Below are 24838 nucleotides of genomic sequence, written 5' to 3' on the forward strand. Positions count from 1 at the left end.
TGGGAGACGCGCGACCGACGCGGCCTAGGCGTGCCGGTCGTCGGCGACCCCGCAGAAGTCCAGCGCGGTCAGCGCGTAGGTCTTCGCCGCGGTGATGAGCTGGTGGATGGGCACGTACTCGTTCTCGGCGTGTGCCGTCTTCGCGGCGCCGGGGCCGTAGATGACGCCGTCGACTCCCTGGGCCGCGGTCCACGTGATGTCGCACACGCCGAAGAATCCTTCGCGTTTCGGCGGGGCCGCGTACTCGACTCCGCCGAGCGCTTCGACGTGGGCGTCGCTCACCGATGCCTCAAGCCCGTGGTCGCCCGGGGTGGTGTACGGCGGCCAGTCGAGCTTCCACTCGAACTCGGGCCGGTGCTCGCGCAGCCACGGGTCGTTGGCGCAGGCGAGCCGTACGGTCTCCTGGATCTCGGCCCTGACCTCGTCGTTGCCGCGGTCGGGGTGGTGGAGCACGCAGTAGTCCACGGTGAGGGTGTCGGCGAGCAGGAAGGGAACGTCGATGCCCACGGGGTTGGCCTTGAGGACGCCGGGCAGGAGGCTGAAGTGCCCCGGGGCGAAGAGCGGGTGCCGGTCGCGCAGCGCCCAGGTGTTCTCCAGCTCACGCAGTGCGTGGTAGATCACCCAGTACTTGTCGACGGTGTTGACGCCCAGGCGCTCGCCGTCGAGGGTCGGGTGGATGGACGAGCCGCGCCACCCCGGGTGGGCGGTCTTGCCGGTGATGGTGATGGAGAACCACAGCAGCCCGGGGGTGCTGGTGACGAGGCTGGGCAGCCCGTCGGTCGGGTTGGTGGGCTCGCAGAGCAGGACGGCGTCCCCGGTGTACCCGGCGTTGAGGGCGGCGCTGGTCCCCGCCTGGTGGTCGCCCACCTCCTCGCCGACCACGGCGTGGAGCACGAGGTCGCCCTTGAGCGTGACACCGGCCCTGGCGAGCGCGAGCGCCGCGTACGCGGCCGCGACGGTTCCGCCCTTCATGTCGGTCGCGCCGCGACCGAGGACGGCGGTGTCGGTGATCTGCCCGGAGAACGCCGGCGCGTCCCACAGGTCCGGCTGGAGCGCGGGGACGACGTCGACGTGTCCGTTGAGGACGAGCGACCTTCCGCCGCCCACCCCGCGGACCCGGCCGCAGGCGTTGTCGCGCCTGGCCTCCTCGGCGACCAGTTCGGTCTCGGCGCCCGCCTCGCGGTAGAGGTCGGCGATGAGGGCGCTGACGTCCGCCTCGGCACCGACGACGCTGTCGTAGTCCTGTCCGGGGTACTTGGGGTTGACCGACGGGATCTTGACGGCGTCGGAGACCGACCGCACCAGGCGCGGCGCGAGTTCGTCGACGGCGTCCAGGACGGCTTTCTTCACGTCACGGTGGTTTTCAGGCATGTTCGATGCTCCTCTGGGGAATCCGGCTCGGGCTGCCGGTCGGTGGTGTCGCGTCCGGACGGCCGGGGCCGGTGAACCGTCCGCGCAGGGCGGCGGCGCCCCGGACGAGCGCGGCGCTGATTCCGCCGGGCGCGAAGATCAGTACGGCGATGGTCCCGGCGGCGAAGACGACGGGCCGCCAGGCGTCCAGACCGGTGAGCCGGTGGTCGGCGAGGGTGATGACGACGGCCCCGACGACCGGCCCCCAGATCTGCCTGGTGCCCCCCAGGAAGATCATGCTCAGCCCCAGCGTCACGAGCCCGAAGCCGAAGAGGCTGACGTCGGCGACCCTGAAGTACGCGACGTACAGCGCGCCGGTGAAACCGGCCATCGCACCGGAGACCACGAAGGCGATGAACTGCTGACGGAGCCGGTTGACCCCCCGGCTCTGCGCGAGCTGTTCGTTGTCGCGCAGCGCCACGAGGCTGTGGCCGAACGGGCCGGCCATGATGAGTTCGAGGATGATGAGCATGGCGGCGACCGCGGCCCCGAGCAGCCAGAGATACCCGAGTCCGCCGAACCGGGCGAGGCTCTGCCCCGCGATCGTGATGGCCGGAACGCCGGGCAGCCCGTTGGAGCCGCCGGTGAGCTCGGGGAGCGCCAGGACCAGGTGGTAGCTGATCTGGACGAACACGAAGGTGATGAGGGCGATGTAGATGCCCCGCATCCGGATGACGGGCAGGTAGGTCAGCCCGCCGACGATCGCCCCGACCAGGACGGCGAAGGCGAGGGAGGGGATCGAGTCCCACTGCCACTTGAGCGTCGCGATCGCCATCGCGTAGCCGCCGATCCCGAACATTCCGGCATGGGCGAAGTTGAAGATCCCGCCGAATCCCAGGGTCAGGTTCCAGCTGGCCGCGAGCAGCGCGTAGATGAGCGCGGTGGAGACGAGCAGCCGGCTCGACGGCGCGACGAAGACGTACGGGATCACAAAGGCGACGGCGAGATACCCGGCCCAGCGGACGAGACGGGAAAGAGCGTGTTTCGTCATGTGCCTCTCCTGACGAGTCCCTCGGGGCGGACGAGCATCACGACGACCAGCAGCACGAAGACGGCCACCGGGCTCCACTGGAGGCCGATCCAGTAGCTCGCCGACGCCTCGATGAACCCGATCGCGTAGGCGCCGATCAGGGTGCCCATGAGCGTGGCCGTACCTCCGAAGACCAGGACGACGAAGGCGATGAGCAGGGGACCGCTGCCCTTGGCCGGGGTCAGCGTGGTGGTGGTCGCGAACACGAGGGCCCCCGCCGTGGCGAGTGCCGCCGAGGCCGCGAAGACCGACAGGTAGACCCGGCCGGGTTTGATGCCGAGCAGCATCGCCATGTCGCGGTTCTGCGCGACGGCGCGGATGCTCGCGCCCCACCCGGTGCGGTTCACCGCGAGCATGAGGCCGCCGACGAGGCCGACGGCGAGGAGGAACGCGAGGACGGTGGTCCAGCGGACCGCGACACCGGCGATGTCGAACGTCGCGGTGGTCACCGGTCGTACCTGCTTGTTCTCCGGTCCCCAGATGAGCTGGGCGGCGCCCTCGGCGAGACCGGCGAGGGCCAGCGTGGCGACCATCACCATCAGCGTCCCGTCGGGGCGCGACGCGAGCGGTCGCACCACGACCAGTTCGACGAGCGCGCCGAGGCCCGCCATGACGACGGTCGCGATGAGAACGGCGAGCGGGAGGGGGAGCCCGGCCTCCGACGACAGCGTCCAGATGAGGTATCCGCCGATGATCAGCATGGCGCCGTGGGCGTAGTTGAACACCTGCAGCGTCGACCAGATCAGCGACATTCCGGCGGTGAGGAGCGAATACATCGACCCGAGCAGGAGCGTCGAGACGAGGACCGGGATCAGTCCGTCAAGCATGGCCGCCCTCCTCGTCCGCGCTCGCCGCGAGCGCGGTGGAGGCGGTAGGGGCGGTGGGGACGGTGGGAGCACGGCTTCCGCCGACGAACATGGCCATCATCTGCTCCTGGGTCGGCTTCTGGTCCGTGGTGCCGCGTCCGACGGTCCGGCCCAGCTCGACGACCTGCCAGGTGTCCGCGAGACCGAAGAGGAAGTCGACGTCACCGTCCGCGACGAGAAGCGAGAGCCCGGTCGTGCGGACGTCGAGGAGGGTCCGCAGGATCTCGTGCCGCACTTTGGGGGCGAGGCCGAGCGTCGGCTCGTCGAGGATGAGGACGCTCGGGTTGGCCATGATGCCCATCGCGATCGCGAGCATCTGCCGCTCTCCGCCGGACATCGCGCCGACGGGCTGGCCACGGCGTTCGGCGAGCTTGGGGAACAGGCCGAGGACCAGGTCGAGGTTGGCGTCCCTGACCGGCCTGGCCCGCCGGAGCCGACCGGCGAGGTTCAGGCTCTCGTCGACGGTGAGCCGCGGGAACAGCGTGCATCCCTGAGGCACGTGCATGAGGCCCCGTTCGACGATCGCCGGTGTGCCGAGCCGGTCGATCCGTTCACCGTCGAGTTCCACGGTGCCCGCCGTCAGCGGGGCCAGCCCGGTGATCGCGCGCAGGAGCGTCGTCTTGCCGTGCCCGTTCGGCCCCAGGAGCGCCAGGGCCTCCCCGCGGCCGACCGACAGGGAGATGCCGTTGACGACCTGGACCCTGCCGTACCCGGCGGTCACGTCGCTCACCGAGAGCCGTGCGACGTCCGTGCTCATCGGTTCGACTCCCCGAGGTAGGCGTCGATGACGCGGGGGTCGGACAGCACGTCGTCCGGGCCGCCCACGACGAGGATCTCGCCGGCGACCATGACGATCATCCGGTCCGCCACCCGCCGCAGCAGGCTCAGGACGTGTTCGATGATGACGAACGTCGTCCCGTCGGCGTTCAGGGTCTCGACCAGGGTGGCGAGGTCGTCCTGGTCGTCGGTGTCGAGGCCCCCGGCGGGCTCGTCCAGCATGAGGACCTTCGGCCCCCCGGCCAGGGCGCCGGCGATCATCAACTTTTTCTTGGCCAGGACGGACAGGTCGCCGCCCCGCAGGTGCGCGCTGTGCAGGAGCCCGACCCGTTCGAGCGCGTGGAGCGCCACCGAGCGGGCGTTCCGGCGCCCGTTGAGATAGTGCGCCGCGAGGCGGACGTTCTCGAAGACCGTCAGTTCCGGGAAGACCTGGTCGGCCTGGAAGGTACGGCGCAGGCCGAGGCGGGCGATTCGGTGCGCGGGGAGTCGTTCGATGCGACGTCCGTCGTACTCGATCCGGCCGCTGGACGCGTTGAACGGCACCCCGGTGATCAGGTTGAACAGCGTGCTCTTACCCGCGCCGTTCGGACCGGCGATGCCGAGTATCTCGCCCTCGGTGAGGTCGAAGGTGACGTCGTGTACGGCCCGGTAGCTTCCGAACGTCCGGCAGGCCCGCCGGACGCTCAGCAGCGCGCGTTGGTTGGTCGTCGCGGTCATCGGGGGTGCTCACTTGAACCAGTCGGGCAGCTTGAACGCGCCGTCGGCGTATTCGGCGGGGCCGAGCAGGACGTCGCGGCCGTCCTGGATCTGGAAGAACTGCAGCGGGAGGCCGTTGGTGTCGTCGGCGACCGCGAGGTGGGTGGCCTGGTCGAACCGGATGGTGCCCATCGCCGTGTCGCGCATCTCGATGCCGCCCACGGCCTTGCCGACCGCCGCTCTGTCGAGCGGGTCGCCGACGGATTCGACGGCCTTCGCCCAGAGCCTGACCTGCTCGTAGCCCATGACGCCGTACAGGCCGGGGTCGGTGCCGTAGGCGTCGTTGAACTTCTTCACGAAGTCGCGGCCCGGTGTGTACCTGTCGGAGACGACGGCGCCGACGGGGAGGTTGTAGAGCACGCCGTCGGCGCCCTTGCCCGCGAGCTTCTTGAACTCGGGCACGCTCGGCGCGTACTGGGAGAACAGCAGCGAGTCGGTCGGGTTGTCGCGGAACTGGGTCAGGAACTTGACGGCGTTGGCGGTCAGGTAGTCGAGGTTGACGATGACCGACGGGTCGGCGCCGTGGATCTTGCCGATCTGCGGGGTCCAGTCGTTGACCTCTCCGTACGGGACGACGTCGGGTCCGACGACCTTCCACCCCTTGGCCTTGAAGTTCTTCACCAGGCCGTCGGAGATGTCGTTGGAGTAGGGGTTGTCGCTGGAGATGAGATAGACGGTCCTGTTGCGGACTTGGAACGTGCCATCCCGGCTCCACGTCTCCAGCCGGTTGGGCAGGTCGGTCTTGTAGGCCTCGAAGTGGGGGGCGGTGGACCAGACCCCCGGATACCTGCCGGGGTCCTTGGTGATGATCTCCGCGGTCTGCGTGCTCCCGCCGCCGATGAGGTACGGCATCCCGGCCTCGGCGAGCAGGTCGATCTCGAAGTTCGTGGTGCTGGCGTAGCCGGTGATGACGGCACCGACCTCGCTGTCGGCGGTGAGCCGCGAGACGGCGGACGCGACGGCGTCGGACTTGAGGTCCTTGACGTCGGCCGCCTCAAGGGTGATCTCACGTCCGGCGACCCCTCCGGCGGCGTTGAGCTCCTTGAGGGCCAGCTCGGTGCCCTGTCGCATGAGCTTGCCGTCGGCGGCGGCCGCTCCGGTGAGGGGGGCGAGCAGGCCGAGCTTGACCGGTCCGTCCCCCTTCGTGGTCTCCGCGCCGCCGGGCAGGGGGGCCGAGCACGCGGTGAGCGCGAGGCCTCCGGCGATCGCGAGCGCGGCGGCTCCGAGCCGGACCGGGGGGAACTTGATCGACATCACGTCTCCAAGGGCTCAGGGGTGTTCGGCCGGTGTGGTGGCCCCGGCCGTACGGGTGGTCAGCAGGCCGTGGAGGAATCCCCCCGCCGCCAGCGGGATGACGCTCCACTTCAGTACGTCGGCCAGGACGGTCTCGCCGGCCAGCAGGCCGAAGTTGGACCAGATGAGCCACAGGGCGGTGAGCAGCGCGACCAGGGCGATCACGGGTGCGACCAGCCTCACCCAGACCGACACGCCGGTCTTCCGGAGGAACAGCACCGCGGCGGCACAGGTCGTCGCCATCAGCGCCACGATCGCCATGGTCGCGAACGCGCCCGCGACCGCGCCCAGCTTGAGGTAGGGGTCGGTGCCGGTGACGAGGCAGACCACGATCACGCCCGCCATGAGCAGCATCTGTACGGTCGACGCCAGGTGCGGGGTCTGGTACCTGCGGTGCGTACGCCCCAGGGCCCGGGGGAGCAGCCCGTCACGCCCGAACGCGAACAGGTAGCGCGAGGCCATGTTGTGCACCGCCATCGACACGGCCACCAGGCTGGCCAGCAGGAGCCAGTTGATCACGTGTTCGGACCACGGCCCCAGCAGCCTCACCGCCGCGCCGCTCAGGAAGGTGCCCGGTGAGTCCATGGCCGTGCCCGCGACCTCTCCGCGCGGGTAGACCGCGATGACCGCCCAGGCGACCAGTGCGTAGAGGATCGCGATGGTCCAGACCGCGGCGTACGTCGCCTTCCCGACGGTGCGTCCGGGGTCGCGGGCCTCCTCGCCGAACACGGCGGTGGCCTCGAAGCCCACGAAGCTGAGCAGGGCGAAGGTGAACGCCACCCCGATGTTCCCCGAGAAGGCGTCCGAGACCGCGAGGGTCTTGTCGGTCGACGGGTCCAGGATCGCCCCGGCCACCACGAGGATCAGGATGCCGACTTCGAGGCAGAGGAGGCAGCCCATGATCACGGTGTTCAGCTCGATGCCGCGAATGCCCACCAGCCACGCGAAGATCAGGATGGCCGCGCTGATCACCGTCCACGGCACGTCGATCGAGAGTTCATCACGGAAGACCTGATTACCGAAATATCCGGCATAGGCGATCGGGACGAGCATGATGACGTTGTAGGCGCACACCGCGAGCCAACCGGCGGCGACGCCCGCCGGTCTGCCGAGGCCCGCCGAGATGTAGGAGTAGAAGGCGCCCGTGTTCGTGATCCGGTGGCTCATCGCGACGAACGGCACCGCGAACAGCGTCAGGACGACCCCGGACAGGATGAAGGCGAGCGGGGCCCCGGCCCCGTTCCCCATCCCGACGATGAAGGGCATGTTGCCCGCGACGGCGGTCAGCGGCGCCTGGAACGCCATGACCAGGAAGACCAGGGCGGAGACGCCCATGATGCCCGGCCGCAGGGTTCCGCCGGGGGCGGTGGGTTTCTGTGAACGATCGAGGTCAACCATTGCTGTCCTATCGGGGGCCGAGGTGGGGGGCGGATGCTCTCGGGACGGGCGATCAGGTGATGAGCGCCGTACAGGCGGCCAGATAACCGGCGGCCAGTGCCAGGGCCGTGTGATCGACCGCTTCGTCCGGAGCGAGGAAGTCGGCGCCGTGCAGCCTTCCCGAGCTCGCACCGGTGCCGACGAACATCATCAGGGAGGGGAATCGCTGCGCGTAGTGGGCGAAGTCGTCCGCCCCGCACGAGCGAAGATCATCCGAGTGCGACAGCCCGAACCCTTCGAGGTTCACGGCCGTCTCCTTCGCCAGCCTCGGATCGTTCAGGAGAGCCGGTTCGCCGAGGTCGAGGTGGACCTCGCTCTTGCAGCCGACCGATTCGGCCACCCCGGACGCCACGGTTTCCAGGCGGCGATGCAGCAACTCCCGCTGCGCGGGGTCGAACGACCGCAGGGTGCCGCGCGCGACCGCGTGATCCGGCCGGACGTTGGGGGAGGAACCCGCCTGGATCGCTCCGATGCTCACCACCGCCGGCGTCATCGGGTCGATGTCGCGGGACACCAGCTGCTGGGCCGCGGTGACGAACAGTGAGAGCGCCAGGACCGGGTCGGGGCCGAGGTGCGGATAGGCGGCGTGACCCCCGACGCCCAGCATCCGTACGGTGAACTCGTCGGCCGAGGCGTTCACGGTGCCGGGCGTGCTGGCCACCTCACCCGAGGCGAGGAGCGGCTGCACGTGCGCTCCGATCACCGCGCGGACCCCGTGGCGTTCCAGGGCGCCCGAGCCCAGGACGTCCACGGCGCCGGAGGGGGCGGTCTCCTCCCTCGGCTGCAGAACCAGCAGCAGCGGGATCGGCGCTCCCACACGATGGACCGCCCTGGCCAGCGCGATACCGGCGCTCAGGTGCACGTCGTGGCCGCAGGCGTGCATCGCCCCGTTCCCGGCGGCCCAGTCGATGAGGGTCCGCTCGGTGATGGGCAGGGCGTCCAGCTCGGTGCGGACCGCGACGCAGGCGCCCTCGCCGCCGACGCGGATGATCGCTCCGGAGCCGGCGACCTCCTCGACCCGCAGGCCGGGCGGCATCTGCTCGATGATGGTTCTCGTCGTCGCGTGTTCGTGTCCGGACAGGTCCGGACGCGCGTGGATGTACCGGCGGATCTCACGCGCGGCGGCGAACTCATCACGCAGAGCGGCCTCCAGCTGCCGGCCGAGCGCTCTCATGTATATCTCTCACCTTCGGTCATCGAACGGAATGCTCCGTAGAAATATTTACAATCCATCAAAAAATGTCTTGCTTTGAAAATTTCAATTCAGCCAAACGGTGTGGGCGCAGGCGCGACCGGTCACCGGATCACCGGTCACCGGTCGCGGGGACCGGCGCCGGGTGAGGTCAGACCGCCGCCGTTTCCAGCGAGTTGGCCCACGCCGGAGGGGTCTTCCCGTCGAGCAGGTAGTCGACGGCCGCGCGCGCCGTCACCGGGCCGACCAGGTTTCCCGTGCCGTTGTAACCGCCGATCGCGACCACGCCCTCCTCCACCCGGGCGCACAGCGGCCGGTCGTCCGGGGTCCATCCGACCGACGCCGCCCACCTGTGCTCGACCCGTACGGCACCGCCCGCCATCCGCCGCGCGACGTTCTCGATGTGGCGCTGCACGGTCTCGGTGGGTTCGGCGTCGTGGGTCCACTCCTCGCCGAGGAAACGGTCCCGGCCACCCCCGACGTAGAGCCGTCCGTCGGGCAGCTGCTGCGCGTAGTCGTAACCCCAGCGGGCGTAGACCGGGCAGGGCAGCCGGTGCGACGAGATCGGGGCGGAGCTCAGCATCTGGAGCCGGGTCGTCCGCACGTGGGGACGGAGCGCGGGCACGATCCTCTCCAGCCGCCCGTCGACGGCCACCACGACGAACCGCGCCCTGATCACGCCCCGCTCGGTCACCACCGCGCCGCCGCCGACGGACGTCACCGGGGTGTGCTCGTGCAGCGGCGCGCGACGGCCGAGGCGCGCGGCCAGCCCGGTGGCCCGCACCGCCGGGTTCATGGCCGCGTCGTCGGGAAGGTACAGGCCGACGCCGAGGGGCCCGTCGTACTCCTCCACGGCGATTCCGTGCTCGCGCATCGCCGTGGCCTGTGCCGCGCAGTCGGCCACCTCGGTCTCCCGGTCCGCCGCCTCGGCCTCGTCCGCGGGGTCGCCCGGCAGCCCGGCCAGCCGGATGGAGCCCACCCGGCGGATCACGGACGGGCCGAGCAGCGCGTACAGCCGGTCGAGTTCCCCCAGCGTGTCGTGGTAGAGGTCGGCGGCGGCGGGGCCCCAGCGCTCGACGGCCCGGTGGAGCGCCGGCGCCGGTCCGCCCAGCAGGAAGCCCCCGTTACGCCCGGCCGCCCCGGCCGCCACCCGGCCGGCGTCGACTCCGACGACCGAGAGGCCACGGTCGAGGAACGCCTCGATCGCGGCCAGCCCGGAGGCGCCCAGACCCACCACGCAGGCGTCGGCGACGACGTCGCCCGTTAGGGGAGCGAACCCTTCCCGTCCGGCCACGGCCGTGTCCCAGCCCACTGACATGTCGTGTGTACCCTTCCGTCGTCTCCGTCGTCGTCCGTGTCGTCCGTACCGGCTCGGTCAGTACCGGAAGCGATCCTCGATGGCCAGCTCGTGAACGTCCCGGGTGGCCGCCGACCGCGCGGCCCGTTCCCGGACGGCGACCAGCGCGCCGTGCAGGGTGTCGCCCAGCACGGACCTCGCCAGCTCGCTGCCGGCGAACAGCTCGGTCGCCCGCGCCAGGTCCTCGGGGAGCCTGATGACCCGGTGCTTGTCGCGCTCGACCTCGCTGAGGCCCGCCGGGTCGGCCTGGACGGGCGGGGGAAGCTCAAGCCGCCGTTCGATGCCCCGCATCCCCGAGGCGAGGAGCAGCGCGGTGGCGAGATAGGGGTTGGCCGCCCCGTCGACGGTCTTGACCTCCAGGTTCGCCGAGGATCGCCGGACGCTGACGGTCCCCGGGATGAACCGCAGGGCGGCCTCACGGTTCTCCACGCCCCAGCAGGCGAAGGCCCCCGACCAGTGGTTCGGCTTCAGGCGCTCGTAGCTGGCGGCGGTCGGCGCGAGAACGGCGAGCAGGCGGGGCAGCTCGTCGAGGATGCCCGCGGTGAACGCGGCGCCGTCCGCGCGCATGCCGGGTTCGGTGACGCTCCCGTTCTGCATGAGGTTCTCGCCGTCCCGCCAGACGCTCACGTGCGTGTGCGCGCCGTTCCCGGCGGCGCCCGGGTTCACCACCGGCGCGAAGCTGACGTCGAGCCCGTGACGGCGGGCCACCTGCCTGGCGACGTACCGGAGCAGTACCACCTCGTCGGCGGCCGTCAGCGGGTCGCGCGGCGCGACGGCGACCTCGAACTGGCCCGGCGAGTACTCGGGGTGCACCTGTTCGACGTCGATCCCCGCGCCGTCGAGCGCCTCGACGAGCGCGAGCGTGAAGTCCTCCAGCGGGAGCAGCGCCCGCGCGCTGTGCGCGGGACCCGAGTGGGCCGGGGTCCCGTCCCGGTTCAGCAGCGTCATCTCCGACTCGAACACGGTACGGAACTCGAAGCCCATGCTCCGGGCGTTCTCCACGACCGACCGCAGGACGCTGCGCTGGCACCCGGCGCTGATCTCCAGGCTCTGCTCGTACTGGACGGCGGGCACCCAGGCGTACCCGGGAGACGACGGCAGCGGACGAGCGGCGGTGAGGTCGGGGAACAGCCGCAGGTCGCCACTGGGCGAGTCGTACGGCGGGACGGCCGCGAACTGGTCGTCGCCACCGGCGACGGCCCACAGCGTGGACATGCCGACGCCGCCCGTCGCGGCGCTCTCGAAGCGTCGCAGGGGGATGACCTTCACCCGGGTGATACCGGCGTTGTCCACCATGGTCATCACGATGAGGCGGGTGCCCGCGTCCTTCAGCCGCGCGTACGCGTCGGCCACGTCCTGCGGGTCGAACACGCGCATCGCGTCCGCCGGGTTCACGACGCGATCCCGTGAAGCCGCCTGGCGTTTCCGCCGAGGACGTCCAGGCCGATGCGCGTGGCGTGCCCCTCGTCCAGATATCCGTGGTCGATCGCCCGTCGCAGCACACGTTCGAGGGCCTCCCGCGCCAGGATCGACGACAACCAGATCACCTCCGGTTCGCTGGCCTCGTCCGAGCCGTACATCACCTTGGCCGGTGGTGCGATGCCCAGCATCAGCTCCAGGCGGTTGTCCACGGCGATCGAGGACCACGGCGTGGACAGGGACGTGTCCAGGTAGACGTGCGGGAGGATCGAGGCGATGTAGGCCGCCTCCTCGATCCACGGCCAGCCCGAGTGGATCAGGACGATCGGCTGCCCCAGGTGCTGGCTGAGCAGCGGGAAGATGTCGGACGGGCGCGCGTGCGACAGGACGATCGCCGGGTCGCCCCCGCCGCAGTGCACGTGGACGGGGACGCCCCCGGCCGACGCGGCGATCGCCAGCGCGCGGCGCAGCAGCATGTCCCGCACCGGTTTGGAGTTCTCCCGCGACTCGGCCCAGCCGGCGGCGCGCCAGGCCCGGAAAGCGCTCTCCACGTCGGCGCCGCTCCACGTCGAGACGTCCAGCCCGCTCCGGTACGCGATGATCGACTTGAAGGCCACGGCCCCCTCCGCGATCGCCTGTTCGGCTCGGGCGGCGAACGCGTCTTCGAGCTCGGCGAAGCTGTTCACCTGGTCACGCAGCTCGACGATCCATGGTTCGAGGCGCGCGACCCGGCTGATCGGCAGGCCCGTCTCCCCGGACATGACGGCCTGGTCGACCATCGGCTGAGGGTAGCCGTCCTCGACGAACAGGCGTTCCACGCCCGCCTCGTCCCACAGTCCGCGCAGGTAGGAGGGGTCGTTCAGGGCCGCCGAGCGAGCCTCGGCCAACGAGGCGCGTGAGGGGTCGCAGTTCAGGACCCTGCTCAGCCGCAGCGCCATGGCGACGGCGATCGGCGAGGTGTCGGTCGTCCGCCGCAGGAGGTCGGGAAAGGAGCTGTGGTGCAGGCCCGAGCTCGTCAGGCACATGCCCAGCATCGTGATACGATCAAGGAACCCGTGCTGATCGCGTTGCCGTATGTCATCCATGCGGAAGCCATGACAGTGGACATCGACCACTCGTGCTTCATCCAACAGCGTCACGTGTACATCCTTTGAAGACTGGTCGCGCTTGTGTCCGATCCGGCGCGATCCAATGGACTTGGTGGCCGACGGGGTATCTACGCAGTGATTGTTCGGCGATTGTTCGGCGGTCGATTCACGCCCCGCATGATTTTGACTGGTCGCGTTCGCAGACTGTGCGCGACCATCTAGGTGTGAACGAATAATTTCACTAGCGGGGTCTAGGGTCAAGCAAGAACGAAATAATTCTTAACATGGGGTCCTCCGGTCGCCGTGGACGCCGTGACCAGGGCATACGGGGCCGACGCGCCGGCCTACGTCGCGGGCTCCGTCGACACCTGCTCGATCAGCCGCATGCGGGCCTGGGCGTCCTCGCCGATGCGGGCCAGGGCCGCCGCCGCCAGCGCCTCCACCAGCGCGATCGCGGGCACCAGGCTGTCGTACGGGGACCCGATGTCCGTGCTCAGCGGAAGAACGACGTCGGCGAACTCGGCGACGGGCGACAGCCACACGTCGGTGATCAGGACAATCTTGGAGCCCCGCAGGTGGGCCTTCCGCGCCAGGTCGATGACGTCGTCCTGGTAGCGCCTGAAATCGAGCACGAAGACCACGTCACGGCGCCCGAGTTCGACGAGGGCCACCCCGGCCTCGTCCCGCTGGGCGCTCAGCAGCTGGGTGTCCGGCCGCATCGTCCGCAGGTGCAGGATGAGGTACTCGGCGACCAGACGGGACCAGCGTCCTCCGATCGCGTTGATCCGCAGCCTCGGGTCGGAGGTCAGGTCGATGGCCAGGCCGAACTCGCTCGACGGCAGCGCCGCGAACCCCTCGCCGAGAAGCCTCTGACCGGCCTGCGAGACCTTGCTGAGCACCCGCGACGCCGGGGTGTCGGCCGTGTAGACGGAGGGCAACGTCATCGGGCTGGCCCCGCGAGCGTTGATTTCGTCGCGGAGGACCTGCTGGAACTCCTTGTACCCGCCGAAACCGAGGCGCGACACGTAGCGGGTCACGGTCGGGGCGCTGACCCCGGCGCGTTCGGCGAGCTTCACCGCGGGCTCCATCCCCGCCATCGGGTAGTCACTCAGAATGGTCCGGGCCACCCGCCGCTCGGCGGCGGACACCTCGCTCATGGTCCGATGGATCACCTCTGCGACGGATCGCGCCGCATCGCCGGGCGACGATGAGCCATCCAGCTTGTGGATTTCCACCAGGACCTCGATTCGTGTGCCTCACCCGGATTCTAGTGCGGCACACGTGGCGTCCCGCTCGCCGAACGCGGCCGTCACCGGGCGCTCGCCGGGATCCGGCCCTTGCTCCGCATCGCCGCGGCGACGCGATCCTGGGAGATCCTGCGCCCGGCGGCGTGCGGGGTGAGGGCCAGCCGACGGGCCTCCTCCAGCACACCGAGGGTGTTGGCGCGGAGCCTGTCGGAGATCGCGGTGAAGACGGCGTCGGAGTCCGGCCGGAACCCCGAGTAACGGGCGTCCATCGCGAACGCGGCCGCGATCACCCCTCCGGCGTTGGCGATGAAGTCGGGGACGACGGTGACGCCGCGCTCGGCGAGGATCTCCTGGGCCGCCGGTGAGGTGGGCAGGTTGGCCCCCTCGACGACGAGGCTCGCCTTGACCTGCTGGGCGGTGCCTTCGTCGATCACGTCCTGCACCGCCGCCGGGACGAGGACGTCGCAGTCGACGAGGAGTTCCCGCCCGGCGGGGAGGAGGGCGCCGCCGTCGAACCGCGTCACGAAGGCGTCGCCGTACTCGTCGCGGGCGCGGTCCAGCGCGGCGACGTCGAGGCCGACCGGGTCGTGCACGGCGCCGTACGCGGTGGAGACGGCGACGACGGCGGCGCCGAGGGCGCTGAACCGCCGGGCGGCGGCCCGGCCGACGGCGCCGTACCCCTGGATGGCGACGCGGGCGCCGCCGAGGGGCCGCCCGACGTGCCCGGCGGCGGCGTCGGCGGCCTCGGCGACGCCGAAACCGGTGACGCCGAGCTGGTCGTAGGCGATCCCGCCGAGGTGGGCGGGGGTGCCGACCGCCGCCCCCCGGTCACCGAGTTCATCCTGGACGATGGCCGCGTCGTCCTCGGTGAGGCCCATGTCGAGGCCGAGCACGTATTCGCGGGGAACCTCGTTGTGCAGCGCGCGGACGAAGGCCCGCAGGATCGCCTCCTTGTCCGGCGAGGCGGGATCGGCCGCGATTCCAGCCTTGGCGCCGCCGTAGAAGAGGTCGGCACCGGCCCACTTCCACGTCATGTTCCGGGCGAGCCGGGCGACCTCCGTCACGGTGACGGTGGGGGCCATCCGGGTGCCGCCCTTGCCCATCCCACGGGCGGTGTTGTCGATGACCAGCACGCCCTTCATGCCCGTGCGGCGGTGGGAGACGACAACGATCTTCTCGGGGCCCCACTCGTCGACGATTTCGAGTGCGTCGGTCATGACCTGTTCTCCTCCGTTGGTGGGTGGCCGGGTAGTGCCCGGGCGATGAGCTCGGCCAGGTGGACGCCGGTCCGGTCGGTCGCCTGGCCGATCTGGGTGCGACAGCTGAAGCCGTCGGCGAGGATGACGGTCTCCGGTGACGCCCGGCGGACGGCGGGCAGCAGCACCTGCTCGCCGACCTCCCGCGACACCCGGTAGTGGCCCCTCTCGAAGCCGAAGTTCCCGGCCAGCCCGCAACATCCGGAGTCGATGACCCGGTTGTCCACCCCCAGCGCGGACAGCAGCGCGGCGTCCGCGCCGAACCCGGAGGTGGCGTGCTGGTGGCAGTGGGTCTGGGAGATGGAGGGAACCTCGACCCTCGGGGGGACCCAGCCCGGCGTCCTTTCCATGAGCAACTCGGCGAACGTCACGGTCAGCGCCGACAGGTCGCGGGCGAGGGGGGCTCCGTCCAGCAGCTCGGGCAGGTCCTGCTTCAGGGCCGCCGTACAGCTGGGCTCAAGCCCGACGACCGGCACGCCCTCGGCCACGCTCGCCCGCAGCGCACGGGCCGTACGGCGGGCCATCCGGCGGGCGACGCCCAGCTGGCCGGTGCTGATCCAGGTCAGGCCGCAGCACTGGGTTCCGGAGGGCACCCGCACGCGGTATCCGGCCTCCTCCAGGACCCGGACACCGGCCCGCAACACCCGGGGGCTGAAGTGGTTGTTGAACGAGTCCACCCAGAGCGTCACCGGACCGCGTTCGCCGGTCCCGGCGGGGGAACGGGAGCGGAACCAGGACAGGAACGTCCGGTCGGCGAACCGGGGAATCTCCCGCTCCGCCGCGATGCCGCCGGCCCGTTTGATCAGCGGGGCCAGCCGGGAGGAGGTGACGGCGTTGACCGCCCCCGGCATCCGGGCGGCGACCCGGGAGAGCAGTGGCAGCCAGCCCATCGAGTAGTGCGAGGCGGGCCGTGGCCTGTGCCGGTAGTGGTGGTACAGGAACTCCGACTTGTAGCTCGCGACGTCGACGCCGACCGGGCAGTCGACGCCGCACCCCTTGCAGGACAGGCAGAGGTCGAGGACGTCGCGCACCTCGGTGGAGCGCCACCCGTCGGTGATGACCTCGCCCTGGGTCATCTCGTAGAGCACCCGGGCCCGGCCCCGGGTGGAGTCCTTCTCGTCCCGGGTGACCCGGTAGCTGGGGCACATCACCCCGCCCTGCGGGGTGGCGGACCGGCATCTGCCGACTCCGACGCAGCGGCGGGTCGCCTTGGCGAAGTCCCCGCCGTCGGCGTGGAAGGGAAGCCTGGTGACCAGGGGAAGCGCCGGACGGTCCGGGCTGACCCGCAGGTTCCCGTCCAGGGGCAGCGGGTGCACGATCATGCCCGGGTTGAGCCCGTTGTCCGGGTCCCACACGTGCTTGAAGTGCTCGAACAGCCGCATGACCTCGGGCCCGTACATCACCGGCAGCAGTTCCGATCGGGCCTGGCCGTCGCCGTGCTCGCCCGAGAGCGAGCCGCCGTGGGCGGTGACGAGCTTGGCGGCGTCGGTGAGGAACGCGCGGAAGGCGTCCACCCCGTGGCCGGTGGTGAAGTCGAAGTTGATCCGGGTGTGCAGGCAGCCCTCGCCGAAGTGCCCGTAGACGGCGCCGGAGAGGCCGTACCTCTCGAACAGGGCCCGCAGCCCGCGCAGGTAGGCGCCGAGCCGGTCGGGTGGGACGGCGGCGTCCTCCCACCCCGGCCACGCCTCCGATCCGTCGGGCAGCCGGGTGGCGAGCCCGACGCCGTCCTCCCGGATTCGCCACAGGCTCCTTGCCCGCCCCGGGTCGGCGACGACCTCGGCGCCGGTGAAACCCGTGGTCGAGCGGGCGGCGGCGACCAGCGCGGCCCCGGCGGCGGGCAGCTCGTCCGTGGCCCCGGCGAGCTCGGCGAAGAGCCAGGCCCGCCCGTCCGGCAGGGTCTCGATCGTCGCCCGGGTCTCCTGCCGGGTCACGATGTCGGTGAGCGCCTGGTCCACGCACTCCAGCGCCACCAGGTCACGCTGCCGGAGCAGCTCCGGGACCGCGTCGGCCGCGTCGCAGGCGTCGGTGAAGCCGAGGACCACCAGCGAGCGGTCCTGCGGTGCGCGGACCAGCCGGAGCTTCGCCGACAGCACGACCACGCAGGTGCCCTCGGAGCCGACCAGGGCGCGGGCCAGGTTGAAGCGGTTCTCCGGCAGCAGTTGCTCGAGCGCGTATCCCGAGACCTGTCGCGGGAAGCGGCCGAGCCGGGTGCGCAGCGGCTCCAGGTTGGCCCGGGCGAGCTCGTGCAGCCGCCCGATGAGCGCGCCGCGCTCGCCCCCCTCGGCGACGGCCCGGTCGATCTCCTCCGGGGTCATCTCGCCGACGGTCATCACGGTGCCGCGATAGGTGAGAACCTCAAGCTCCACGACGTTCTCCGCGGTACGGCCCCAGGCGAGCGAGTGGGAGCCGCAGGCGTTGTTGCCGATCATCCCGCCGATCGTGCAACGGCTGTGCGTCGAGGGGTCGGGGCCGAAGAGGAGCCCGTGCGGGGCTGCGGCGGCCTGCAGGTCGTCCAGGACGATGCCCGGCTCGACGGTGGCCACACCGGCCGACGGGTCCAGTTCCAGAAGCCGGTTGTAGAAGCGGGAGAGATCCAGCACGACGCCGGAGCCCACCGCCTGCCCGGAGGTGCTGGTGCCCGCGCCACGGCAGGTGACCGGGAGCCCGAGCTCGCGGCAGGCGGCCACAGCGTTGATCACCTGCTGCCGGGTGCGGGGGAAGACGACGGCGCGTGGCACCTGCCGGTAGTTGGACGCGTCCGCCGAATACTGCGCCAGCCGACCGGCGTCGGTGGCGACCTCGCCGCAGTCCGTCCGGCGCAGCGAGCGGGCGAGCTCGGCCGGTCCCTGGGAGGAGCCGGTGCGCTCGGTCGAGATGGTCACGTCCCGTCTCCTTCGCCTTCGTCTTCGTTTTGTCTTCGTCTGGCCGGGGGTGCAGAGCCAACCATGCGGGGTCCGGCACCGTCGTGCCAAGAGTAAGCAGAATGCTAGTTTTTTAACCTTAGGTATAGATTTTCTTGTTCTCAGGCTTGGGGTACGGACGTGTACAAGCTCCACCATCTGCTGACCTTCCAGACCGTCCACCGGACGGGCTCGTTCGCGACGGCCGCGCGGGAGCTCGGATACACCACGTCGGCGGTGTCACAGCAGATCGCCGCCCTGGAGAAGGAGACCGGTCTGACGCTTTTCGAGCGTGAGGCGCACGGCATCCGGGCGACCACAGTCGCGCACCGCCTCGCTGAGCTGAGCCGAGGGATGCTCGCCGACGTCGACGAGTTCGACTACCAGGTACGGCGGCTCGCCACGGGGCTGAGCGGGCGGCTCCGGGTGGGCAGTTTCACCACGGCGAGCGTCCGCCTGGTGCCCGCCGCGCTGTCCGACCTCCGGCGCCGCTGCCCCGGCGTCGAGATCACCCTGGACGACGGCGAGCCGGAGACGCTGCTCGACTCACTCGTCGACGGCGGCCTCGACGTCGCGCTGGTCTACGAGTACGGGCTGAGCCCCCGGCAATGGCCCCCCGGGATCAGGACGCTCGCCCTGGTCAGGGAGGACCTGCTGCTGCTCCGCCCGTCCGGTGAGGCGGGACCTTCCAGCCTGCCGCGGCTGGCCGACCGCCTGTGGATCACCAGCCGGGAGGGCACGGCCGGGGACCTCTCGCTGGCCCGGCTGTGCGCGTTCGCCGGGTTCACCCCCGCCATCGCCTTCCGCAGCAACGACTACGCCGTCGTACGCGAGCTGGTCACCCACATGGGCGGTGTCGCGGTCGTGCCCGCGCTCGGCCACGTGCCCGACGAGCGCATATCCGCCGTGCCGCTGCGGGCGTACACCGCCGCCCACCGCACCGTGCTGGCGATCCACCGGGAGGGCAACGCGAACCCGGTGCTCGGCGACTTCCTGGCGGCCCTGCGCCGGGCGGTCCCCCAGGACGCCGACCACCTGCTCGCACTGTGACCCGGCCTCGGGACGCGGTGGGTCAGCGGGCGGAGGGAGGCATGCCCGCGAGTATCCGCGCCATCGCCCCCTCCAGGTGGCCGCGCAGCGCCGTGACCGCACGCTCGGGCTCTCCGGCCACGCATGCATCCAGAATGGCGCGATGTTCCAGGTGGCTGAGATGGCGCCGCTCCGTGTCCGGCTTCGAGGCGAATCGGTAGCGCTCGCTGTTCTGCCACACCGGCTCGATCGCCCGCGGCAGCCAGCGTGAACCGGACGCGTGGTAGATCGCGAAGTGAAACGACGAGTGTGATGCCGGTCCGTGAGGTTCTTCGTCGGCTCGATGCGCTCGGGCTCGTCGAGGTCGTGCCGCATCGCGGCGCTCGTGTCGCGGAACTCTCCGTCGCCGACCTCGAAGACACGTATCAGACGCGGCGGGCGCTTGAGTCCGCCCTGGTCGGCCTCGCGGCCTCGCGCTTCACCGAGGCGGACGCGGACACCGCGCGCGAGGCGCTGGCCCGGCACGAGCAGCTGATCGAGGCGGGAGAGGTCGACGAGGCGCGGCGGGCGCACACCGAGTTCCACTTCGGCATCTACCGGGTATCGGGCTCGCGGTGGCTCGTCAGATCCGTCGAGCCCGTGTGGCAGAACAGCGAGAGGTATCGCTTCACGTCGCCCGATGACCCGCAGGCGCGCGAATCCAGCCACGCGGAGCACACCGAGATCCTCACCGCCTGCGTCGAGAAGGACGAGGTCCGCGCCAAGGCCGCGATCGGCCGCCATCTTGACGGGGCGCTTGAGCGCATCCGTCGCGCGATGCTCGCCTGACCTCTCAACGCGCCGGTCCTGCTCGCCGCCGGACACGGGCCGTGGCCCCAAGCGGCCACCCGCCTGTGACGTCGGGCCGGTTCACCGTGGGTGCCTCACGTCAACATGCCCGCGAGATCTGACCGGTGCCTCGGCGCGCCCGCCCACCGCCACAGCCGCACGCCGGCCTCGTTGTTCACTTGCAATTTGATCAAATATTCGAGTAGGCTTATTGGGGCGCACATTGAGGATGGAGCATCGATGGCCGCCGTTGAGGAGCTTTTCGAACTCACGCCCGACAGCGGTGCGTCGATGCGGCGAACCCTTGCCGAGCAAGTGACAGCGGAACTGCATCGCGCGGTGCTACGCGGTGAGTACCCGCCGGGTAGCTGGTTGCGCGTGCAGGACATCGCCCGTCAGTTCCAGACGAGCACCATGCCGGTGCGGGAGGCTCTCCGGCGGCTGGAGACGCTCGGCCTGGTCGAGATCTCGCCCCACCGCGGAGCCCGTGTCGCGGAGCTGTCGATCGACGACCTCGAGGACACCTTCCGCACGCGTCAGATCCTCGAGATCGAGCTGATCCGACGTGCGGCCGCGTCCTTCACCGCGGAGGACGCGGACAACGCGCGATCCGCGCTGGAGCGCCACGAGAGATTCCTCAGCGCCGGGAGCCTCGAGGAGGCCCGCCGGACTCATTCGGAGTTCCACTTCCTCATCTACCGCGCCGCCTCTTCACGCTGGTTGCTGCGTTCCGTGGAGCCCCCCTGGCAGAACAGCGAGCGATACCGCTTCGCCTCCCCCACCGACGCCGGGGCGCGGAGCCGGGCGCACGCGGAGCACACGGGCATCCTCGCCGCCTGCGTCGCGAACGATCCCGTCGCGGCGGTGAAGGCGTTGCAGGACCATCTCGGCGGATCACTGGAAAGGATCCGGGCCGCGATGACGGCACGGCAGCAAGGCTGACAAGGGCGACCTCCGCCTCGTAGGCCCGGTTGGCGGAGATCTCCGGGTCCCGGGCGATGTCGTCGAGCGTGCCTCCCGCGGTGTTCTGCCGCCCCGTCGGCACAGCTTTCGTTTGACGGCCCGCGGACGTGCGTTTTGCGCATAGTCGCCGCTCCTGGGGCGCGCCTACATTGCGGCTACGCCCCGTTGCGAGGCCGTCTTGGACGGCGTCTTCGCCGATCACACAGGAGATCACCGTGAACACCACCGCCCCCGCGCCGTCGTACGAGGAACTGCTGGAGGCCCGCCGGGCCAGCGGTGTCGCCATGTTCAACGACAACGTCATGAAGCTGGGCATCTTCGGCGCGAACTGCAGCCACGGGCTGATGGCGACCCACGCCGAGACGTCGTACGAACTGAGCTGGCAGCACACCCGGCGGATCGCCCAGATCGCCGACCGGCTCGGCTTCGAGGCGATGCTCCCGGTCGCCAGGTATCGCGGGATGGGCGGGGAGACCAACTTCAACGGCTCGAACTTCGAGACCCACACCTGGGCGGCGGGCCTGGCGCAGGCGACCGAGAACATCATGGTCTTCTCCACCACGCACGTCCCGACCAAGCACCCCATCGTCGCGGCCAAGGAGTCGGTCACCGTCGACCACATCTCCAACGGCCGCTTCGGCCTGAACATGACCATGGGCTGGTACAAGGCCGAGATGGAGATGTTCGGCGGCACCCAGCGGGAGCACGACGCCCGCTACCGGTACGGCTCCGAGTGGATCGAGATCGTCAAGCGTATGTGGACCGAGGACGCCGCCGTGAACTTCGCCGGCGAGTTCTTCGAGATCAAGGACGCCCACTCCGACCCCAAGCCGATCCAGAAGCCGTACCCCGTGCTGGTCAACGCGGGGAACTCCCCGGCCGGGCTGGAGTTCTGCGCCCGCGAGTGCGACTTCAACTTCATCGCCTTCGCCGACCCGGAGGAGGCCGGGGCCACCGCCGCGCGGGTCCGCTCCATCGCCCACGGGCAGGGCCGGGACCTGGGCATCCTCGGCTACGGCAACATCATCTGCCGGGACACCGAGAAGGAGACGAAGGATTTCCTCTCCCACATCCTCGACCGGGGCGACTGGGAGGTCGCCCGGATGGTGTCCGGCGGCCTCGGCGCGGAGAGCGGGTCGTTCGACAAGGTCAAGCTCCTGCAGGAGCGCTTCATCCTCGGGTACGGCGGCTACCCGCTGATCGGCACGCCCGAGCAGGTCGTCGAGCAGATGGTCGAGCTGTCGAAGGCCGGCGTCAACGGCATGATGGTCGGCTTCCTGGACTACGTCGAGGAACTGCAGTACTTCGGCGAGCGGATCCTGCCCCTGATGAAGGAGGCCGGGCTGCGGAACTGAGGCGGAGGGGAACCGGGGAGGCGGGGCGGCATGAACGAGCCGACCAGCACCGACGCGCACCAGTACAAGACCGTCCTCGGCCACTTCTGTACCGGGGTCACCGTGGTCACCGCGCTCGACGGGGACGAACCCGTCGGATTCACCTGCCAGGCGTTCTCCGCGCTTTCTCTGCGCCCGCCCCAGGTGTTGCTGTGCCCGCAGAAGACGTCCACCACGTGGCCGAGAATCAGGCGATCCGGCCGACTCGCGATCAACATGCTGGGCGCCGGGCAGCGTGAGATAGGCCGGCGCTTCGCGCGGACCGGCGTGGACCGGTTCGCCGGAGTCGGCTGGCGGCCCTCGCCGGCCGGGCTCCCCCTCATCGACGGCGCACTCGCCTGGCTGGAGTGCCGCGTGGTCGAGGAGATCGACGCGGGCGACCACATGATCGCCGTGGCGTCGGTCGGTGAGCTGGGCGTAGGACAGGCCGAACACCCGCTGCTGTTCTTCCGCGGTGAGTTCGTCGGCTACGAGGTGAAGGAGGCCGTGTCGGCATGAGACTTGTGACGATCTACGGGAGCCCGACCCCTCCCGGCAAGCTGGCCCGCGCGCTCGGGCTGCTGGAGGCCGGCGTACGCGACCGTCATCCCGGCTGGGAGGTGGAGCGGATCTCGCCGGCCGAGGTGATCGACCCGGTGACGGCCACGTGGCCGGCGGACGCCGTGGACAGGGTCGCCGCCGCCGACGCCGTGGTGATCGCCTCTCCGGTCTTCCGCGGGTCGATCACCGGCACACTGAAACTGCTGCTCGACACGCTGCCGGTCGAGGCGTTGCGGTCCACGCCGACGGCCGTTCTCACCGTGGCGGCGGCTCCGCACCACTGCCTGGCGGCCGAGCGGCACCTGCGCGACATCCTCACCTGGTTCGGCGCTCTCACCGCGCCCAACTGCGCCTTCTTCGTGGACCGCGTGTTCGGCGCGGAGGAGGTCCCGGCCGATGTTCTCGGCGAGCTGGCCGAACTGGCCGACGAGGTGGTGGTGCTCGCCGAACGCCTGGGCGGCCGGTCGTTCGGCCCGGCCCCGCTGGCCGCCCGTCGCGGCGGGCCGCCCCCGGCCCCGGCCGCGTAACCCACGTGACTCTGACGACGTAAGGAAAAAGAACCGTGACGAGTGAGATCACAGAACACGCGCCGGTCCCCGCCCGGAACTACATCGGCGGGGAATGGACGGCGTCGAGCACGACCGGCGTGTCGTACTCGCCCGCCGACGGAAAGGCGCTCGGCACCTACTACGAGGTGGACGAGGCCCAGGTGGAGGAGGCGATCCGGGTCGCGAAGCACACCTTCGCCACCCACGCCTGGCGTACGGACCGCCAGTTGCGCGCCCGGGTCCTCAACGAGATGGCGGACCGCGTCGAGGCCGCCACGGACGAGCTCGCCCTGCTGCTCGCCCGCGAGAACGGCAAGATCCTCCCGGAGGCCTATTTCGAACTCAGCCTGACCCCGTCGAAGCTGCGGTACTACGCGGCACAGGCCCTCACCTCCTCCGGCCGCGGCGGCCGGGTCCGCCCGGGGGTGTACTCGACGCTGCTGGTCGAGCCGGTCGGCGTCGCGGGCGTGATCGTCCCGTGGAACTCGCCCGTGGTTCTCGCCGTCCGCTCGTTCGCCCCCGCGCTGGCCGCGGGCTGTACGGTCGTCATGAAGATGGCCGCGCAGACCGCCCTGGTCAACACGCGGCTCGCCGAACTGCTGGCCGACTGTCCCTCGCTGCCGCCCGGCGTGCTCAACGTGTTCACCGAGTCGGGCAGCGTCGGTGCCAAGTTGCTGGTGAGCTCGCCCGACGTGGCCGCGCTCAGCTACACCGGCAGCACGACCGTCGGCCGCCAGATCATGGCCGACGCGGGCACGACGCTCAAACGACTCTCCCTGGAACTGGGCGGCAAGACCCCCATGATCGTGTTCGACGACGCCGATCTCGACGCGGCCGTGCCGACGATCGTGGCCGGGATCACCACGTTCAGCGGGCAGTTCTGCATGACCGGGAGCCGGGTCCTGGTGCAGGAGTCGGTGGCGGACGAGGTCAGGGCCGGGCTCGCCGAGGCGCTCGCCGGGGTGCGGGTAGGCCCGGGTGACGCCGAGGGGTCGCAGATGGGCCCGCTCATCGACTTCGCCGCCAGGCGGCGGCTGGAGGAGTTGATCGACGCCTCACGCGGCGACGCCGAGGTCATCGTGCCCGGCGGCAGGCCCGAGGACGAGAGCCTCGCGCCCGGGGCCTACTACCGCCCCGCGCTGTACGGGGTGTCGGGCACCGACTCGCCCCTGGTGCAGAAGGAGCTGTTCGGCCCGGTCGCCACGTTCGAGACCTTCGCCACGGAGGAGGAGGCCGTGCGCAGGTCCAACGCCACCGAGTACGGCCTCGCCGCGTCGGTCTGGACCGCCGACGGGGCGCGCGGTCTGCGCGTCGCCGACGCCCTGGACGCGGGGACCGTCTGGACGAACGGGTGGGCCGTGGTGCTCGACCAGTTCGAGGAGGGCGGCTACAAGCAGAGCGGCCTCGGCCGGTTGAACGGCGATCGTGCCCTTGAGGAGTTCCAGGAGTACAAGCACATCGTCCAGGTCATCTGAGCCGGTGACCGGAGCACCGGGCCCGGGTGAGGA

At 70.6% G+C, this 24838-nt stretch carries 21 protein-coding genes and 1 pseudogene; 7 read left to right on the top strand and 15 right to left on the bottom strand.

Going from position 1 to position 24838, the window contains the following annotated elements:
- Window positions 1-24: 24 nt before the first annotated feature.
- The 14 genes from AB0N02_RS01660 to AB0N02_RS01725 all read right to left on the bottom strand — a co-directional run bounded on the left by AB0N02_RS01660 (window position 25) and on the right by AB0N02_RS01725 (window position 18010).
- Window positions 25-1371, bottom strand: coding sequence for a M20/M25/M40 family metallo-hydrolase (locus tag AB0N02_RS01660; RefSeq protein WP_363941353.1), 1347 nt, complete (start codon window positions 1369-1371; stop codon window positions 25-27).
- Window positions 1364-2401: a branched-chain amino acid ABC transporter permease gene (locus AB0N02_RS01665; protein WP_363941356.1), complete on the bottom strand. Its 1038-nt coding sequence runs from the start codon at window positions 2399-2401 to the stop codon at window positions 1364-1366. The genes AB0N02_RS01660 and AB0N02_RS01665 overlap by 8 nt, the downstream gene beginning before the upstream one ends.
- Window positions 2398-3267 carry a branched-chain amino acid ABC transporter permease gene (locus tag AB0N02_RS01670; protein ID WP_363941359.1) on the bottom strand — a complete coding sequence of 290 codons (870 nt, stop codon included), beginning with the start codon at window positions 3265-3267 and terminating at the stop codon, window positions 2398-2400. Before AB0N02_RS01670 ends, AB0N02_RS01665 begins: the two co-directional genes overlap by 4 nt.
- Window positions 3260-4063 (bottom strand): ABC transporter ATP-binding protein, encoded by an 804-nt coding sequence (locus AB0N02_RS01675; RefSeq protein WP_363941362.1) that lies wholly within the window; start codon window positions 4061-4063, stop codon window positions 3260-3262. The genes AB0N02_RS01670 and AB0N02_RS01675 overlap by 8 nt, the downstream gene beginning before the upstream one ends.
- Entirely contained in the window at window positions 4060-4800 is a 741-nt protein-coding gene (locus AB0N02_RS01680) for an ABC transporter ATP-binding protein (protein WP_363941365.1), read from the bottom strand. Before AB0N02_RS01680 ends, AB0N02_RS01675 begins: the two co-directional genes overlap by 4 nt.
- A 9-nt stretch (window positions 4801-4809) precedes the next feature.
- Window positions 4810-6093 carry an ABC transporter substrate-binding protein gene (locus tag AB0N02_RS01685; protein ID WP_363941367.1) on the bottom strand — a complete coding sequence of 428 codons (1284 nt, stop codon included), beginning with the start codon at window positions 6091-6093 and terminating at the stop codon, window positions 4810-4812.
- Window positions 6094-6108: 15 nt separating this feature from the next.
- Window positions 6109-7530, bottom strand: coding sequence for an APC family permease (locus AB0N02_RS01690; protein ID WP_363941369.1), 1422 nt, complete (start codon window positions 7528-7530; stop codon window positions 6109-6111).
- Between the two features lie 52 nt (window positions 7531-7582).
- Window positions 7583-8743, bottom strand: a complete 1161-nt coding sequence (locus AB0N02_RS01695) for a M20 family metallopeptidase (RefSeq protein WP_363941371.1) — start codon at window positions 8741-8743, stop codon at window positions 7583-7585.
- Between the two features lie 169 nt (window positions 8744-8912).
- On the bottom strand, window positions 8913-10079 hold the full coding sequence (locus AB0N02_RS01700) for an FAD-binding oxidoreductase (protein ID WP_363941373.1): 1167 nt from the start codon (window positions 10077-10079) through the stop codon (window positions 8913-8915).
- Between the two features lie 57 nt (window positions 10080-10136).
- Window positions 10137-11513: a glutamine synthetase family protein gene (locus AB0N02_RS01705; RefSeq protein ID WP_363941376.1), complete on the bottom strand. Its 1377-nt coding sequence runs from the start codon at window positions 11511-11513 to the stop codon at window positions 10137-10139.
- Window positions 11510-12562, bottom strand: coding sequence for an amidohydrolase family protein (locus AB0N02_RS01710; RefSeq protein ID WP_363941379.1), 1053 nt, complete (start codon window positions 12560-12562; stop codon window positions 11510-11512). The genes AB0N02_RS01705 and AB0N02_RS01710 overlap by 4 nt, the downstream gene beginning before the upstream one ends.
- 407 nt (window positions 12563-12969) lie before the next feature.
- Complete coding sequence (locus AB0N02_RS01715; RefSeq protein WP_363941382.1) at window positions 12970-13860, bottom strand: MurR/RpiR family transcriptional regulator; 891 nt, start codon at window positions 13858-13860, stop codon at window positions 12970-12972.
- A gap of 74 nt (window positions 13861-13934) precedes the next feature.
- Window positions 13935-15089 carry a Glu/Leu/Phe/Val dehydrogenase dimerization domain-containing protein gene (locus tag AB0N02_RS01720; RefSeq protein WP_363941385.1) on the bottom strand — a complete coding sequence of 385 codons (1155 nt, stop codon included), beginning with the start codon at window positions 15087-15089 and terminating at the stop codon, window positions 13935-13937.
- Window positions 15086-18010, bottom strand: a complete 2925-nt coding sequence (locus tag AB0N02_RS01725; protein WP_363941388.1) for an FAD-linked oxidase C-terminal domain-containing protein — start codon at window positions 18008-18010, stop codon at window positions 15086-15088. The genes AB0N02_RS01720 and AB0N02_RS01725 overlap by 4 nt, the downstream gene beginning before the upstream one ends.
- Before the next feature lie 159 nt (window positions 18011-18169).
- Between AB0N02_RS01725 and AB0N02_RS01730 the strand changes: the two genes are divergently transcribed.
- On the top strand, window positions 18170-19078 hold the full coding sequence (locus AB0N02_RS01730) for a LysR family transcriptional regulator (protein ID WP_363941390.1): 909 nt from the start codon (window positions 18170-18172) through the stop codon (window positions 19076-19078).
- 22 nt (window positions 19079-19100) lie between these two features.
- On the opposite strand, the pseudogene AB0N02_RS01735 reads toward AB0N02_RS01730, so the two are convergent.
- A pseudogene (locus AB0N02_RS01735) lies at window positions 19101-19370 on the bottom strand (FCD domain-containing protein); the annotation flags it as partial.
- On the opposite strand from AB0N02_RS01735, the gene AB0N02_RS01740 reads away from it, so the two are divergent.
- The 6 genes from AB0N02_RS01740 to AB0N02_RS01765 all read left to right on the top strand — a co-directional run bounded on the left by AB0N02_RS01740 (window position 19370) and on the right by AB0N02_RS01765 (window position 24805).
- Complete coding sequence (locus AB0N02_RS01740; RefSeq protein ID WP_363941393.1) at window positions 19370-19885, top strand: GntR family transcriptional regulator; 516 nt, start codon at window positions 19370-19372, stop codon at window positions 19883-19885. The pseudogene AB0N02_RS01735 and the gene AB0N02_RS01740 sit on opposite strands and share 1 nt — an antisense overlap.
- A 240-nt stretch (window positions 19886-20125) precedes the next feature.
- Window positions 20126-20827 carry a GntR family transcriptional regulator gene (locus AB0N02_RS01745; protein ID WP_363941396.1) on the top strand — a complete coding sequence of 234 codons (702 nt, stop codon included), beginning with the start codon at window positions 20126-20128 and terminating at the stop codon, window positions 20825-20827.
- A gap of 236 nt (window positions 20828-21063) precedes the next feature.
- Window positions 21064-22203, top strand: coding sequence for an LLM class flavin-dependent oxidoreductase (locus AB0N02_RS01750; protein ID WP_363941399.1), 1140 nt, complete (start codon window positions 21064-21066; stop codon window positions 22201-22203).
- A 30-nt stretch (window positions 22204-22233) separates the two neighbouring features.
- On the top strand, window positions 22234-22740 hold the full coding sequence (locus AB0N02_RS01755; RefSeq protein WP_363941401.1) for a flavin reductase family protein: 507 nt from the start codon (window positions 22234-22236) through the stop codon (window positions 22738-22740).
- On the top strand, window positions 22737-23309 hold the full coding sequence (locus AB0N02_RS01760) for an NAD(P)H-dependent oxidoreductase (protein WP_363941404.1): 573 nt from the start codon (window positions 22737-22739) through the stop codon (window positions 23307-23309). Before AB0N02_RS01755 ends, AB0N02_RS01760 begins: the two co-directional genes overlap by 4 nt.
- Window positions 23310-23344: 35 nt before the next feature.
- Complete coding sequence (locus tag AB0N02_RS01765) at window positions 23345-24805, top strand: aldehyde dehydrogenase family protein (RefSeq protein WP_363941407.1); 1461 nt, start codon at window positions 23345-23347, stop codon at window positions 24803-24805.
- The last annotated feature ends 33 nt before the right edge of the window (window positions 24806-24838 follow it).

Source organism: Streptosporangium sp. NPDC051022, assembly GCF_040683035.1.
In the GTDB taxonomy this organism is placed as follows: Bacteria; Actinomycetota; Actinomycetes; order Streptosporangiales; family Streptosporangiaceae; genus Streptosporangium.

What these genes read in the sequence shown, in the direction of transcription:
- AB0N02_RS01710 (WP_363941379.1), bottom strand. Translation starts at nt 12,562, where the DNA reads ATGTGCCTGACGAGCTCGGGCCTGCACCACAGCTCCTTTCCCGACCTC.
- AB0N02_RS01755 (WP_363941401.1), top strand. Translation starts at nt 22,234, where the DNA reads ATGAACGAGCCGACCAGCACCGACGCGCACCAGTACAAGACCGTCCTC.
- AB0N02_RS01760 (WP_363941404.1), top strand. Translation starts at nt 22,737, where the DNA reads ATGAGACTTGTGACGATCTACGGGAGCCCGACCCCTCCCGGCAAGCTG.
- AB0N02_RS01720 (WP_363941385.1), bottom strand. Translation starts at nt 15,089, where the DNA reads ATGACCGACGCACTCGAAATCGTCGACGAGTGGGGCCCCGAGAAGATC.
- AB0N02_RS01675 (WP_363941362.1), bottom strand. Translation starts at nt 4,063, where the DNA reads ATGAGCACGGACGTCGCACGGCTCTCGGTGAGCGACGTGACCGCCGGG.
- AB0N02_RS01665 (WP_363941356.1), bottom strand. Translation starts at nt 2,401, where the DNA reads ATGACGAAACACGCTCTTTCCCGTCTCGTCCGCTGGGCCGGGTATCTC.
- AB0N02_RS01670 (WP_363941359.1), bottom strand. Translation starts at nt 3,267, where the DNA reads ATGCTTGACGGACTGATCCCGGTCCTCGTCTCGACGCTCCTGCTCGGG.
- AB0N02_RS01680 (WP_363941365.1), bottom strand. Translation starts at nt 4,800, where the DNA reads ATGACCGCGACGACCAACCAACGCGCGCTGCTGAGCGTCCGGCGGGCC.
- AB0N02_RS01690 (WP_363941369.1), bottom strand. Translation starts at nt 7,530, where the DNA reads ATGGTTGACCTCGATCGTTCACAGAAACCCACCGCCCCCGGCGGAACC.
- AB0N02_RS01660 (WP_363941353.1), bottom strand. Translation starts at nt 1,371, where the DNA reads ATGCCTGAAAACCACCGTGACGTGAAGAAAGCCGTCCTGGACGCCGTC.
- AB0N02_RS01745 (WP_363941396.1), top strand. Translation starts at nt 20,126, where the DNA reads ATGGCCGCCGTTGAGGAGCTTTTCGAACTCACGCCCGACAGCGGTGCG.
- AB0N02_RS01685 (WP_363941367.1), bottom strand. Translation starts at nt 6,093, where the DNA reads ATGTCGATCAAGTTCCCCCCGGTCCGGCTCGGAGCCGCCGCGCTCGCG.
- AB0N02_RS01695 (WP_363941371.1), bottom strand. Translation starts at nt 8,743, where the DNA reads ATGAGAGCGCTCGGCCGGCAGCTGGAGGCCGCTCTGCGTGATGAGTTC.
- AB0N02_RS01740 (WP_363941393.1), top strand. Translation starts at nt 19,370, where the DNA reads ATGCCGGTCCGTGAGGTTCTTCGTCGGCTCGATGCGCTCGGGCTCGTC.
- AB0N02_RS01700 (WP_363941373.1), bottom strand. Translation starts at nt 10,079, where the DNA reads ATGTCAGTGGGCTGGGACACGGCCGTGGCCGGACGGGAAGGGTTCGCT.